General features: G+C 42.9%; 11 protein-coding genes. 6 read left to right on the top strand and 5 right to left on the bottom strand.

The annotated features are described in order from the left end of the window. Nucleotides 1-132 precede the first annotated feature (132 nt). Complete coding sequence (gene liaG, locus AABM38_RS04930) at nt 133-999, top strand: LiaG family protein (protein ID WP_423409402.1); 867 nt, start codon at nt 133-135, stop codon at nt 997-999. 73 nt (nt 1,000-1,072) lie between these two features. Here the strand turns inward: liaG and AABM38_RS04925 are convergent, their stop codons facing one another. Beyond that, nucleotides 1,073-1,780 carry a DNA alkylation repair protein gene (locus AABM38_RS04925; RefSeq protein WP_423409401.1) on the bottom strand — a complete coding sequence of 236 codons (708 nt, stop codon included), beginning with the start codon at nt 1,778-1,780 and terminating at the stop codon, nt 1,073-1,075. 152 nt (nt 1,781-1,932) lie between these two features. Here AABM38_RS04925 and AABM38_RS04920 point away from each other — a divergent pair, with 152 nt between their 5' ends. From AABM38_RS04920 to AABM38_RS04900, 5 genes are all read left to right on the top strand, one after another. Then, a complete protein-coding gene (locus AABM38_RS04920; RefSeq protein WP_423409400.1) occupies nt 1,933-2,625 on the top strand; it encodes a YetF domain-containing protein in 693 nt (230 codons plus the stop codon). Nucleotides 2,626-2,768: 143 nt separating this feature from the next. After that, nucleotides 2,769-4,505 (top strand): LytS/YhcK type 5TM receptor domain-containing protein, encoded by a 1,737-nt coding sequence (locus tag AABM38_RS04915; protein ID WP_423409399.1) that lies wholly within the window; start codon nt 2,769-2,771, stop codon nt 4,503-4,505. Further along, nucleotides 4,506-5,234, top strand: a complete 729-nt coding sequence (locus AABM38_RS04910; RefSeq protein ID WP_423409398.1) for a LytR/AlgR family response regulator transcription factor — start codon at nt 4,506-4,508, stop codon at nt 5,232-5,234. A 206-nt stretch (nt 5,235-5,440) separates the two neighbouring features. After that, a complete protein-coding gene (locus AABM38_RS04905) occupies nt 5,441-6,892 on the top strand; it encodes a carbon starvation protein A (RefSeq protein WP_423409397.1) in 1,452 nt (483 codons plus the stop codon). 225 nt (nt 6,893-7,117) lie between these two features. Beyond that, the gene (locus tag AABM38_RS04900; RefSeq protein ID WP_423410661.1) at nt 7,118-8,038 is read left to right on the top strand and encodes a ketopantoate reductase family protein; all 921 of its coding nucleotides are present in this window, start codon (nt 7,118-7,120) and stop codon (nt 8,036-8,038) included. 50 nt (nt 8,039-8,088) lie between these two features. Here the strand turns inward: AABM38_RS04900 and AABM38_RS04895 are convergent, their stop codons facing one another. From AABM38_RS04895 to AABM38_RS04880, 4 genes are all read right to left on the bottom strand, one after another. Continuing rightward, nucleotides 8,089-9,213, bottom strand: a complete 1,125-nt coding sequence (locus tag AABM38_RS04895; protein WP_423409396.1) for an NADH-dependent flavin oxidoreductase — start codon at nt 9,211-9,213, stop codon at nt 8,089-8,091. A 125-nt stretch (nt 9,214-9,338) separates the two neighbouring features. Further along, the gene (locus AABM38_RS04890) at nt 9,339-9,797 is read right to left on the bottom strand and encodes a DUF1259 domain-containing protein (protein ID WP_423409395.1); all 459 of its coding nucleotides are present in this window, start codon (nt 9,795-9,797) and stop codon (nt 9,339-9,341) included. Nucleotides 9,798-10,372: 575 nt separating this feature from the next. Then, the gene (locus AABM38_RS04885; RefSeq protein WP_423409394.1) at nt 10,373-12,670 is read right to left on the bottom strand and encodes an EAL domain-containing protein; all 2,298 of its coding nucleotides are present in this window, start codon (nt 12,668-12,670) and stop codon (nt 10,373-10,375) included. A 334-nt stretch (nt 12,671-13,004) separates the two neighbouring features. Continuing rightward, on the bottom strand, nt 13,005-14,309 hold the full coding sequence (locus tag AABM38_RS04880; protein ID WP_423409393.1) for a DUF2254 domain-containing protein: 1,305 nt from the start codon (nt 14,307-14,309) through the stop codon (nt 13,005-13,007). Between the last annotated feature and the right edge of the window lie 146 nt (nt 14,310-14,455).

Genomic DNA, 14,455 nt, shown 5'->3' with positions numbered 1-14,455 from the left:
GTCTGACCCCCAGTGCTTTAGTGTGTTAAATCAGCCTTTGGTCTTAGGGGGATTTAATGCTGAGGGGCATTGGTGGGATTTGGAATCTGCGTTATCTTGTTTATAGAGGATTGATTGAGAGGGGAAACGAAAATGATAAAGCGGATTTTGGTTATTTTTTTGATTATTACGGGTGCGTATATCGCGATGAATTATTTATTTTACGGGAACGGGATTACTCTTTCGAAGACGGAGGATTCTGCTAAGGTTTCAAGGGACATCGAGAATATATCGATTGATATTTCAAGTGTTGCGACGACAATCGTACCTGAGGACCGGAATGATGTCCTTGCTGAGCTTAATGGCAAGGGTACTGTTACTGTAAATAAGCGTGGCGATGCCATTGAAGTTTCAGTCAAGCGTAAAGGTTTCTTCTGGTTTAACTGGTTCGAGCTTGACAACACGGCATTAACTATTTATATCCCAGAGAATTATGACAAGAATATGGAGATTAATTTGGGATCAGGCGAGGTAACATTTAAAGGAAGCTCCATCCAGGATCGCATGGAACTCGATAAACTTTCGGTCGATGTAGGATCAGGAAGCATGGTGCTGAAAAACCTGGACGTTCAAACTCTGGAGCAGCGCATTTCCTCAGGTGAGGTTGAGATCAATTCATTATCAGCTGAAACAGGTACTTTCGAGGTAAGTTCCGGGAGCGTAAATGTACAGAACTACACTGGAAAACTTGATGCCGATGTGTCATCAGGTGAATTGGAAATCCAGATGGATGAATTGAAGGATTCTGTCAGCTTAAATGTGAGTTCAGGGGACATCGAACTCGATCTGCCCGATGATGCAGGATTCACATTAAATGGAAAAACGAGCAGCGGTGATCTGTCTTGCGACTTCCCACTCGAAGATAAGCAGGAAAGCGACAAGCGCCTCAGCGGCAAGCATGGCAACGGAAAGCACAAGATAGACGCCAATGTTTCAAGCGGTGATATTGAAATCTTCTAAAAAGAGAAAAGCCTGGCCTCCAGCAAATCCACATGGAGTCCGGGCTTCTCTTCTTAACACCTACGAAAATCGCCTAGCAAATACAAGTCTTCCGCTTTGCGCCAATCTTGTGCCGATCTTCAATTTTTTTGATATAGTCCGTGGCTAATGGCACTTTGCACGCTGTCTTGCCAACATCGACATGAACTTTGCCAATCTTGGCAGCCGTTGCTAATGCCTCCTTATACAGGGGAATGACATAGGCGCCAACACATATAACAAAGTTATTCATCACATAGCGGACACGGTTCTTCTCTTGATGAATCGTTGTTTCTGCCTGGCGGAGCAGTTTCCTGATTTCATCCAAATTCAGATTTTCATCAGGCGTAATCGATAGATAATTCGAATACGTGCTCCAGCCGCATGTTGCGATCATTTCTTCCTCCGATTGCATCCACTCTATCGCCAGTTCGCGGGCATAGGGACTTTCAGCCGCAACTCCAGCCACCGTATACTCCGCAAGCATATACCAATATGCTTTATCTGCCCAATCCTGCAAGATTTCTTTAGACATCAACTTTGGTTGCACAGATAGTCCAGCTAAATACATAGCATCTGAATGGCCGGTATCATAGAGCGCCAGCCCAAGCTCCTGATCCTTTTTCACATACTTTACCAGTTTTTTCAGATCACCAACCCGCACTCCAAAAAAAGGCTCCCGGGCCCCGTGCCGCAACAGCGTCTTCTTCGTTTGTTCCGAACCCATTTCTTCAAGTTTCTCCATTATTTCTTCAAGAGTCATACGCCACCGCCTGCTCTATTTTTTATCATTATAAACTAAAAATAAAATATTTAGTTGGCCTAACCAAAAGTGTTTCATCCGTTCAAAAAAATTATTTTTTTTGCGAGAAATTGTAAACCCTAACTAAAATGACATATATGGCGAGGAGTTATATGGAAACTATTTTAACAACAATGCTAAGAACATTATTAGGTTGTTTTTCTGTTCTATTCTTCTTAACCCGAATATTAGGAAAAAAACAGCTAAGCCAAATGACTTTTTTTACTTATATCACAGGTATCGCACTGGGGAATATTGCTGGGGACATGGTGGTACATAGAGATATTAAACTCATTGACGGTGTCACTGGTTTGACTTTGTGGGCATTTTTAACGCTAACAATTGAGTACATAGCCCTGAAGTCAGCAAAGGCCCGTATATTACTGGACGGAGAACCTACAATTATTATCAAGCAAGGAAAAATCATTGAAAAAGCAATGAAGTCCAATAAATTAAATATGGATGACCTTACTATGCTCCTCAGGATTAAAAATATTTTTTCAATTACCGAAGTTGATTACGCCATTCTTGAGCCAAACGGGCAGATCAGCGTTTTAAAAAAAGTGGAATTTGAAAACGTAATAAATAAAGATGCGGCTATTCCAATCACGCCTCGCAAGTATTTACCTTCTGAACTTGTAGTTGATGGAAAAATTGTTCTAAAAAATCTCAAGGAACTAAGTTTAAGTGAAGACTGGCTGCTGAATGAACTAAGGAAGAATGGAATCCACACACTGACGGATACGTTTTATGCAGAACTGCAGAGTGATGGAACAATATTTGCAGAAAAACGTGCACTTAATTAACCTGTCCTCACTAGCGGACAGGTTTTTCATCTATATACCACTATACATTTCAAACTCCGGTTCATACCCTTTACTTTATTTCTCTTTCCTTTAAAATTAGTTCAAAGATACTAAATAAATTCCACCTCCCAAGGAGTGCGGTTATGCTTGAACTTTTAATTACCATGCTTGAACGGCTCGGAATTATTGTGACAATTGCTTTCATCTTAACAAGGTTCCGCTTTTTCAGAGGATTGATCTATCACGAAACACTTAATCGGCGACAGCAATATTTCGCCATCATTTTCTTTGGATTTTTCGGAATCATTGGTACGTATTCAGGCATGAGCTTCAATACTGAATCGCTCCAATTCAATCGCTGGGCTGCTGATCTTGCATCAGATGAAGCCATTGCTAATTCCCGGGTCATAGGGATTGTCATTGCAGGTTTGCTTGGCGGCTATAAAGTTGGGATTGGCGCTGGACTGATTGCCGGATTGCACCGTTTCACCCTTGGTGGTTTTACCGCTATCGCCTGCGGATTGGCCGCAATTGTAGCAGGCATCATTGCTGGCAGATTCCAAAAAAAGAATAAATATGCCAGCCTTTCAAATGCTTTTATGGTCGGCGCCATTGCCGAAACCGTGCAAATGCTTATCATCCTGCTGCTGGCAAAACCATTTGATAAGGCCCAGACACTCGTTGAAATCATCGGCGTTCCGATGATTCTGGCGAATGGGCTCGGTTCTGCCCTCTTCCTCTTGATCATAAAAAATGTTATGTCTGAAGAGGAAAAAGCCGGAGCGCTGCTGGCGCAAAAAACGCTGCGGATCGCTGACCAGACTCTTGCCTATCTCCGGAAAGGCATCAACCCTGACTCAGCGAAAGCAGTTTGCCAGATTTTACACAACGAAGTGCAGACCAATGCAGTATCGATGACCAATCAAACAGAAATCCTTGCCCACATTGGCGTCGGTGATGATCATCATCGTCCGGAAAGTCCCATCCAGACCCAGGTCACAAAAGATGTTCTTAAAAGCGGGAAGCTAGTTGTCGCGAGTGACGAGACCATCCATTGCCGGCAAACAAATTGCCCACTCGGTGCAGCAGTTATCGCTCCGCTAAAACAACGAGGTGAAACAATCGGCACTTTAAAGTTCTATTTTAAATCTGAAAAAGAAATAACAAATGTAGCAATGGAGCTAATTTCCGGACTCAGCAATCTTCTCAGCAACCAGCTCGAAATCGCTGAAGCGGATAAAGCTTATCAGCTTGCTAAGGAAGCCGAGGTAAAAGCACTGCAGGCGCAAATCAGTCCTCATTTCCTTTTCAACACAATGAATGTCATTACATCTCTTGTCAGGATTGATCCGGTAAAAGCACGGATGCTGCTTGTTTCCCTTTCTCATTTTTTGAGGCAAAATCTGAATGCTACTACTGTGACAATTACCAGTCTAGAACAGGAATTGCGGCATGTTAAGGCATACCTTGCCATCGAAGAAGCACGCTTTGTGGAAAAGCTGAAAGTCACTTATGACATAGCTGACGAAGCCCTTTTGATAAAAATTCCGCCTCTGACTCTGCAGCCTATTGTGGAAAACGCGGTAAAGCACGGCATTAAGAATATGGACCAGGATTGCCGCATCCATATCGCAATTCATAAAGTGCCAGCTGCAACAGTGGTGATAGTTGAAGACAACGGCCAGGGCATGAGCCAGGACCGTGTCGTCCAATTAGGCAAGCAAATGATCGATTCCGAAATAGGAAGCGGAATCGCACTATATAACGTAAATAGAAGGCTTACAATAATGTTTGGGGAAAAAGCTTCTCTTCAGATTGAAAGTAAACCTGGCACTGGAACAAAGATTTCTTTTTCGATTCCACATGCGGAGGAATGTTAGATGGACCAAATTCGGACTTTGATTGCAGACGATGAATTATACAGCAGGGACGAGCTCAAGCATTTATTGAGCTCCTATCCTGCCATTCAGGTTGTCGGCGAGGCGGAAACGGGAGAATCAGCAGTTATGAAAGCTCTTCAGCTCCAGCCTGATGTTGTCTTCCTTGATGTCGAGATGCCAAAAATGACGGGAATGGAAGCTGCAAAATCGCTATTGGAGCTGAAAAAAGTCCCGTTGATTGTCTTTGCAACGGCTTATCCCCAATTCGCTGCAGAGGCTTTCAGATATGAGGCAGTGGATTATTTGCTCAAGCCATATGATGACGTCCAGCTCAGTGAAACTGTAGAAAGGATTGAGAAGCGTTTCCTGACTCAAAAGGACAAAGAGCCTGGCAAGCAAGCTGGAAAACTTGCTGTTGAAGGCGACGGTGAAATTCTTTATCTTGAACCTAAAGAAATTTTGTACATATCAAGGGAAGAAAAATTCTCAAAAATCATTACGAGAACAAATGAATATGAAACGAAAACTCCATTGAAGGACCTTGAAAGCAGGCTCCTTCCCTACTCGTTTTTCCGGATCCATAAAAGCTATCTAGTCAATCTTGATTATGTAAACCGTTTAACTCCCTGGTTCAACGGTGCTTATCAGTTGCAAATTGAAGGGCGCGAGGAAATGCTTTCGGTTAGCCGGAACTATGTGAAAGCTTTGAGAACGGAGCTTGAGTTATAGCCTATAAGATACTAGCTATGACTTTAATGAAAAGCATCTTTTTGGATGCTTTTTTTGATTTTGGTGCAATCATTTGTGCATCTCAATCAAAATTTCAAGCGTTTCATCCTTACATTTATGCATCTTGTTCACAAAATGTCCACAATTACATAAATTCTTTTATAATTTATGTAAACGCATTCATTACATTATGAAGGAGGTTTCATATGTTTACATTTTTAGGCGGTATCGTACTTTTAATTATCGGTTATTTCACGTATGGCAAGTTTGTTGAAAAGGTTTTTGGTGTTAATGAAGGCCGTTCAACTCCCGCTTTCACACATAAAGACGACGTTGACTATGTGCCAATGTCCACTTCTAAGAACTCGTTGATCCAGCTGCTTAACATCGCTGGTGTAGGTCCTATCTTTGGCCCAATTATGGGAGCGCTTTACGGTCCTGTAGCTTTTATTTGGATTGTGCTTGGTGCAATATTTGCCGGTGCTGTCCATGACTACTTGACTGGAATGATTTCCATCCGCAACCGCGGCGCTCACCTTCCAGAGCTTGCTGGTAAATTTTTAGGTAAATTCATGAAGCATGTTGTTAACGCTTTTGCGATTCTTTTGCTGCTATTAGTTGGAACCGTTTTCGTAACGGCGCCTGCAGGATTGCTTCATAACTTAATGGACGGAAAAGTAACAATGGGAATCATCCTTGGTGCAATTTTTATTTACTACATTTTAGCTACGCTTCTTCCTGTGGATAAAATCATCGGGCGCTTATACCCTGTTTTCGGTGCATTGCTCTTGATCAGTGCAGTTGGGGTAGGTGCAATGCTTGTAATTACCGGAGCACCAATTCCTGAATTATCATTAACAAATTTCCACCCTGATAATGCAGCGATTTTCCCACTATTGTTCTTAACAATTTCTTGTGGCGCGCTTTCAGGTTTCCATGCTACACAGACACCAATCATTTCTCGTACTACGCAAAACGAAAAGCAAGGCCGCAAGATTTTCTACGGCATGATGATTGCTGAAGGAATCATCGCCATGATCTGGGCAGCTGCAGCGATGAGCTTATTCGATGGCTACAACGGCTTGAATGACCTTCTTGCTAACGGCGGACCAGCCGCAATCGTAAGCGAAGCTTCAACATTGATGCTTGGCGCTGTTGGCGGAACGCTTGCAGTACTTGGTGTAATTGTATTGCCTATCACATCTGGCGACACTGCGTTCCGAAGCGCGCGAATGATTATCGCTGATTACTTCAATTTTTCACAAAAGAAATTCACAAGCCGCCTATGGATTGCGCTTCCGTTATTCGTAATCTCTTTCGCTTTGACAAAGGTAGATTTCACAATCCTGTGGAGATACTTCTCATGGGCTAACCAATCAACAGCTGTTATTGCCCTCTGGGTAGGCGCTATGTATCTGTTCATCGCGAAGAAGAATTACTGGATTGCCATGATTCCTGGTATATTCATGACAATGGCAACCACTTCGTATATCATTAACGCTCCGATTGGATTCGGTCAATCACTCACTGTTGCCAATATTGGAGCTGCAATTATCACTGCAGCGATTACAGTCATCTTCTTCAATGCTGCTAAAAAAGCTCGTGCAAATAATGTCCAGCTTGATGAAGATGTATCCAACTGGAATAGGGTTGCATAGTAATGAGCGGCTGCTGCAGTCCCAATTACCGCAAATCGGTCAATGAGAAGGAAGCTCAGGTCAATAACAAAGGGAAAGATCAGCTTCCCCTTTTCGCAAGAATAATCATTATCCTTATATCCGCAGGAGGGCTGCTTGCAGCGGTCCTCACATATTAAGGCTTACAAAGTGCACGCCTGCAATATCAGGCGTGCACTTTTACATCGATAGGAGGTTGAAATGGAGATGAAAATTTTAATTGTAGGTGCCGGAGCAATCGGCGGGTATTTTGGCGGACGTCTTTTGGAAAAAGGCGAGGACGTTACGTTCCTTGTTCGTGAAAAACGCAGGCAGCAGCTCAAGGAAAATGGCCTTATTGTAGAAAGCGTTCATGGAAATTTGCACATCCCTGAGCCAAAGACTATTTTAGCGGGAGAAAATGCTGAGCCTTATGATGTAATTCTAGTCTCGACCAAGTCTTATCATTTAGCGGGTGCGATGGAAGGCATTCGTCCATATGTCGGCAGTGAAACAATGATTCTGCCTTTGCTGAATGGAATTGCCCATCTTGATGCCTTGATCGAAGCATTTGGTGCAGAGAAGGTTCTGGGAGGATTATGCTTTATCGAAACGACTCTGGACGAGAATGGCAGAGTGCTTCAGACAAGTCCAATCCATGATCTTGTTTTTGGTGAAAGAAACGGTGAAAAAACAGAAAGGATTCTGAAGCTTCAGGCTGCTTTCAATGGCACAAATGCGAACTTCCGCCTTTCAGATAACATCGAGCAGGAAATGTGGCACAAATATTTATTCATCACTTCGCTAAGCGGCATTACCTCTCTCTTCAGGTCCCCGATTGGACCGATCCGGGAACAGCCTCAAGGGGTGGAAACAATCAAAAGCTTGCTGCAAGAAACGATCAGCATCATGAAAAGCTTAGATGCGCCGCTAGACGATCAAGTTCTAGAGGCTACCTTTGCGAGGATGAATGAAATCGGCTATAGCATGAAATCCTCGCTTCAGCGTGATATGGAAAAATCACTGTCAACAGAAGGCGACCATTTATTTGGCTACCTTTTAGATAAGGCCAGCACATCGAAGTTTCCTGCAGTGACTCTGTCTGCAATCTACGCTAATGTGAAAATCTATGAAAAGAATCTTGGCTAAAATATCCGATGCCTGCCCCATTACTGGAGCAGGCATCTTTCTGTTTCATATCATTTAACTCCAGGAAACCACCCAGGTGTATTGACGATTGCCTGCCACAGCGGATCGGGTAAAACAAGGCGAGCTTGAGCTCCAAGATCGATTTCCGTTTCAATTTCGGCTTCCCTGCCGCTTTCTATTTTTTCAACCCAGTCAGGATCGATAATCAGTTCTCTTCCTAAAGCAATTAATGGGACACCTGTATCAAATGCCTTTAATACATCATCAGCACTGTAAAGCGAACCGACGCCGATAACAGGAACTTTCTGGCCAATTCGCTCCTGGATGATTTCCATTCTTGGCCTCTCATCCTCTATACCTCTTTTTGGCTTTGACCAGAAATCATTCAATGAAACGTGCAGGTAGTCAAGGTTTTTATCCGCTAATGCATCAATCAGCAGTAAAGTATCAGCCATTGTGATGCCTGGTGTTTCTGGTTCCTCTGGAGAAAATCGGTATCCGATGATGAACGGCTCCTTTGCATATTTGGCGGTCACTTTTTTCACCTCGTCTACAACCGCTAGCGGAAAGGCAAGCCTCTTTTTAAGAGAGCCTCCCCATTTGTCATCACGGCGGTTAGAATGCGGTGAAAAGAACTGTTGAATCAGATAGCCGTTAGCGCCATGAATTTCAACTCCATCAAAGCCTGCCTCAATTGCACGGCGTGTCGTTTCACCAAAAGCCGCAATGATCGTTTCCACTTCATCTCCGCTTAACGGACGAGGGGCCTTAGCATTCCCGCGCTCTGAAGGTACATCACTTGCGCTGACAATCTCCCCATTCGGAACGAGTTCAGGAGGGCATTCACGCCCGCCATGGAAGATTTGCAGAATGGCTTTTGCCCCCTGCTCCTTGATGGCTGAAGCCAATTTCCGCAAGCTAGGAATCATTTCATCTGTATCAGCGCCAAATTCACCTTTAAAGCCCTTTCCATCTGGTGTTACATATGTACATGCTGTAACGACCATACTGACTCCTTTGGAACGGCGTGCATAATAGTTAACCTCCGATTCTGTAACGCTCCCATCCTCGTTGGATGAAAAATTCGTCATCGGCGCCATGATTATCCGGTTCTTTAAACTGACTCCATTCGGTAAATGATACGTTTCAAATAAGGGTTTGTACTTTGGATTCATACGAAAAGCCTCCTTCTTTAGCATACTAAAGTGTAATAACCTTATATCCCTTAAGGTAAACATCCCTGGTTATTATTTGCTCATTGACCGAAAAAAAAAGCGGAATGCCTTTCCGCTGTTAAGTATTATTTGCTAGTTTTAGCAATCGCATTTTTGATTGCCTCTGCCTGCTGTGTCATATTGCCTGTCCCTTGAAAGTGCAAGTACATGATCCGGGGTTCTTCGAAGAGCATATGATTGTGCAATGCGGATATATCAATATTTCCTTTTCTCAGTTCATCAATGACTGGATTCACTTCTTCCTGCAGCAAAGCGAATTCACCGATGACCGCAGTCTTATCATTCACTTTCTCGAGTACCAAATGGAATCCCAGCTCCATTGTTTCAGGTGATAATTTACTCCCAATGTGTGTCACGTTCGGACTCTTCCGCACTATTTCAACCTTGCAAATACCATCGTCTGATTTCACATCAGTTTGAAAGATATTTTTTAATGCAGCACAATCTGCCTGGCTCGCAGCATTGGTCCCGGCAGGTAAAACTATTGTAAAAAACAGCGCTGCGGACATGATGACTTTTTTCACGTTCGCCACTCCTTTTAGTCTTTATCATGCCTGATTATCTGTTGGATATTCCCGTTTTGCAATGCAGGTGTCTTAGAGTCAGTACTGATAAAAAAGTAGGCTCTGTTAAACAAGACTGTTGATTTTCGTTCCATGCGCTTCGCTTTCCGCGGGGCTGGCGCTGAGCCTCCTCGTCGCTTCGCTCCTGCGGGGTCTCACCTGTCCAGCTGCGCCCGCAGGAGTCTACGCGCCTTCCACTGCAATCAACAGGGCTTAAAAATCAACATCCAGCTTTAACAGAGACAAAAAGTAAAGCACACTGTTTCAAATGGAGTATGCTTTCGCTTAAGTTTGGATTCTTTTTTCATCAGTTAAAGCATTTTTTCTCCAGGTGAATACATTTCTACCTTTCTTCTTCATTCGAACTCCTGACTAACCCCTGCTTATTAGTGAGCGAAGTTTAATACCAGTTGGATTAGCTATAATACCAGTTGAGCATCATTCCACTTATTTCCGTTCCCGTATGAGCATTGTGCAGCAGTTGTACCCTTTTTTCTCCAACAGAGCATTCCCTCGGAAATAAAAAAAGCATCCTGCTATTGCAGAATGCCTTCAAGATCCATATTTTTTTTTAATAAATCTTCCATTTCTTCGGGAGGCAGCGGCCTGCTGAAATGATATCCCTGCCCGATCATACAGCCATTTCTTAATAAAAATGCCACTTGTTCCTGTTCCTCGACACCTTCAGCAATGACATCAAATTGCAGGTTGTGTCCCATGTCAATGATTGTCTTCACCATTGCGCCCTGGTTGGCGTGATAGATAATGTCATCAACGAAGGATTTATCGATTTTAATTTTATCGATTGGCAGATGCTTCAATAAGCTTAAGGAAGAATAGCCTGTCCCGAAATCATCGATTGCCAGTGTGACGCCGAGCTCCTTTAACTGATTCAGGATCATCGCTGTATTTTCGCTGTTCTGCATGATGCTTTCGGTAATTTCAAGGTCTAGATAGCTTGGATCCAATCCAGTCTGATCAAGGATTTGTTTTACCGTATCAATGAACCTGTCCTCCTGAAGCTGCCGCACAGAGATATTCACGGATATAGGGATCGAGCTGTAGCCTTTATCATGCCACTCCTTATTTTGAGCAGAAGCCTTCTGCAATACCCACTTTCCAAGCGGTACAATCAATCCTGTTTCTTCAGCAAGCGGAATGAACTCTCCGGGGGAAATGATTCCATTTTCCGGATGCTGCCAGCGGACGAGTGCCTCCACGCCGATGATTTTCCCCGTCTCCAAATTCACCTGGGGCTGGTAATGCAGCACCAGCTGGTCCTGTTCCAGAGCTTTCCTTAAGCCGTTCTCAAGCTCCATTTTTCGGGAAGAAAGCCCGTGCAGCTGATTTGTGTAAAATTGAAAATTATTCTTACCGCGTTCTTTTGCAAGGTACATCGCTGTATCTGCATGCTTGATCAGCGTTTCCTCGTCCTGTCCGTCCACTGGAGCCATGCTGATCCCGATACTCGGTGTAACAAAGAACTCCTGGTTTTCGACATGTATTCCTTCCGAAAATTCCCCTAGGATCCGTTCGGCGACTTCAATCACTTGAGCTTTATTAAGGCCTTTGAGTAAAATAATAAATTCATCGCCGCCCTGCCGCGAAACAAGCCCTTGGCCTTGCACGGCATTTTTCAGCCTGCTAGCCACTACCTTCAATAAAAGGTCACCAACACGATGGCCCTTTGTATCATTAATAATCTTGAAGCGGTCAAGGTCTAAAAATAATACCGCTAGCTCTTGATCACCATTTTTCAAAGCTGCGTTCAGGTGCTTCCTGACCATATTTCTGTTGGGAAGGCCGGTGAGGACATCATAATAAGCCATATATTTTATCGTTTTTTCAGCTTTCTTACGCTGTGTGAGATCGCGGCCTACAATCTGTTCTGCCATCCTGCCTTCATATAAAATCGGCATAGCAGACATCTCTACATCAATTTCTTTCCCATCCATCTGGGTCGCCTTAAATTCGAACCATAATTTCTCCTCGAAATTTTCATCAATCGTCAATTCTCGAGTTTTAATCTCGGAAAGCACCTCGGCGGGAATTAAATTGGAAATCGGCTGTCCTACCAGCTCTGCAGGACTTCCTGCTTTAAAGAGCTTGCAGCCCGCTCCATTGATGTAATCAAGTTTTCCCCTGCTGTAAACTGCAATCAAATCAGGCGACATCTCGACAAGGCTTCGGTATCGTCCTTCGCTTTCCTGTCGGTCGGTAATATCGAATAGTACGCTTGTAAAATCAACAAAGTCTCCGTTTTCATCAAGCACAGGTATTCCCCTGTCCTGAATCCAGCGGACCTCACCATCTGGGCGGATAATCCGGTAAATACTAGTGACTGCCTCTCCTTGCGAGAAACCTGTTTCCCTTTGCTCTAATATATGGTGATCCTCAGGATGGATGACCTTCTTCCAGAGAGTGCTGTCTTTATAAAACTCTTCTGAAGAATACCCGTATAATTTCTCTATTCCCGATGTAATCAGGAGCGTATCTGTCTTCAAATCATGTGACCAGATTGCCACATCCAATGTATCAAAAATACTTTTCAGCCTTTTCTTATTGTCCTGCAATTCCTCAGCTGTATGTTCCATCCCTCTAAACAAGCGGATGATTAAAATCATAAAAACAAAGGTGACACTTATATCGATAAGAGTACCGATTCCTTCACTAATGGGGAAAAAGAATGAAGTAGCCCAATCAATCAACTCTTCAAGCAGAAGAAAAACAATAATATAAAACGCATTGTATTTATGAATTCTCCCATCACTGCCCATTAACAGTTTCCCCCATGTGCCCAGCTGCAAATTAATATTGGCCTCTATTTTTTCCAAATACTCTAAAACACCTCAAAGGCAAATGATCACCTTATAAGAGAAAGAGCAAATGAAAGCTTTAAGCATAATCTTGGAACAATCATACTTTTCCACAGATGTATATTATTAACATATCAAATAACATAGCAAGGGTACAACGAGAATATTACAAATGAACTAGAATTTTTAATAATAATGGGTTAATTAAGGGACTTTTCGATTTTTTTGTCATGATTCAGGAAAAATACAGCTTTATAATTTTATTGTATTTGATTTACATAGCTTTCTCGTAAAAAGTCAAGCCAGTTAAAACAAATCAATACGAAAAATAAAACACTTCTTGGAAAAGCCCTTATAGCGCTTTTCCAAGAAGTGTCGAAAGTTCACTCTTCTTTTCATTCAAATAGATTTTATCCAGTTCTTTTAATTCCTCCGAATTAAATTTCTCGAGGGTGTAAATATAGATTTCCCAGATCATCTTCTTGCCTGTCTCGTCTGCATTTTTTCCAATCAATAGAAACGAATCAATGAGCGCCAGCAAGATCGAGAAGTCCTGCTTACCATAGTGCACGATTTGGTAAAACGATAAGTAAAGAATATCTTTTGTTCTTTTTTGCAGCCTGATGACTCGTGGCTGTGAATCATTATCATAGTAAGCGACATACCTTCCATTCGCTCGAATACGGATTAAATCGGCTAATGCCATGCCAAGATGCAAAACACAATTCCTTGCTGTGTTTGGGTCATTGATTGCCGGTGAAATCGCCCTTAAGGCAACCTCGACGATTTTCTGAAGAGCAAACTCTGGATCCTGGATGGATGACCGTTCTTTTCCCAGCCTGAGGAATTGATTGAGAGTAACCTCCAGGTTGTCTTCGATTTCTTTATTTTGGTGGACTCTGAACGCAATGCTTTCTTCTGTCAAAAAATCACCGATAAGAAAGTTTGCCTCAATCCCCAAATCCCGCTCCGCTGCATAACTCGTCAGCCCTTCATAATCAAGAAGCTGGACATAGCCATATCCCCTACATTTGACATCTTTGATATGATCGTAAGCGAATCCTGCATCCTTACGGTCATCAATAACATTTATGTATTCACTTTCAAGCGCCTTTTCCTGACGGCGAATGGAATGTAACGCTCCATCCGTGATTTCCCGGATTAGCTTGCTGACCTGGATGGAGGTTGCCACGTTATGGATGAAATAAGCAAAAAATGCCAGGCAGATAAAAGCAAGCAGGACACCGACAGTTGCCGAAATCACATTGTTTTCATACCATGACTCGCTCATGAACAAGAGCGACAGGGTCGAATAGACAAAGCCGCCCATGAAAATTCCCAGCACTCTCATTGTTACAGGGTCTTCAACAAAGTTATTGAGTGTCCTCGGAGAAAACTGTGATGAATACGTAGTTAAAACGACCATGATGGTTGAGAAAGTAATCGTCGTCATGGTCAATAGAGCAGCAGAAATCGACCCCAGGATTGTCTGGGCTAAATCAATACTTGTCATTAAGAATGAAGGAACAATCCCTTCAGCCAGCTCATTATGATCGATATAGATGACAATCAGCGCGAGTAAAAAAGCAAAAATACTATAAATCCCTGGCAACAGCCAGATGCTTTCCCTTATCCTTAACACTATTTTCCTTACCAAATAATCCAGCTCCTCAGTTACCAGCTCTTTCCTATCTTTATTTAGACCAATTGAAACAAATTTAATCCTTTTAAGCTGGATTATTTTTTTGCATAAAAACCAGGCAGCGAAGATCAAGGTCCATAGTTAAAACCCCAGATCAATTA

Source organism: Heyndrickxia sp. MSNUG (assembly GCF_049532715.1).
GTDB lineage: Bacteria > Bacillota > Bacilli > Bacillales > Cytobacillaceae > Mesobacillus.
Note: the sequence above shows the minus strand (reverse complement) of the source record. Positions and strands in the feature narration are given on the sequence as shown.

Bases quoted from the DNA above. Each gene is read 5' to 3' on its own strand.
- AABM38_RS04905 (WP_423409397.1), top strand. From the start codon at position 5,441: ATGTTTACATTTTTAGGCGGTATCGTACTTTTAATTATCGGTTATTTC.
- AABM38_RS04900 (WP_423410661.1), top strand. From the start codon at position 7,118: ATGAAAATTTTAATTGTAGGTGCCGGAGCAATCGGCGGGTATTTTGGC.
- AABM38_RS04915 (WP_423409399.1), top strand. From the start codon at position 2,769: ATGCTTGAACTTTTAATTACCATGCTTGAACGGCTCGGAATTATTGTG.
- AABM38_RS04925 (WP_423409401.1), bottom strand. From the start codon at position 1,780: ATGACTCTTGAAGAAATAATGGAGAAACTTGAAGAAATGGGTTCGGAA.
- AABM38_RS04910 (WP_423409398.1), top strand. From the start codon at position 4,506: ATGGACCAAATTCGGACTTTGATTGCAGACGATGAATTATACAGCAGG.
- AABM38_RS04920 (WP_423409400.1), top strand. From the start codon at position 1,933: ATGGAAACTATTTTAACAACAATGCTAAGAACATTATTAGGTTGTTTT.
- AABM38_RS04895 (WP_423409396.1), bottom strand. From the start codon at position 9,213: ATGAATCCAAAGTACAAACCCTTATTTGAAACGTATCATTTACCGAAT.
- liaG (WP_423409402.1), top strand. From the start codon at position 133: ATGATAAAGCGGATTTTGGTTATTTTTTTGATTATTACGGGTGCGTAT.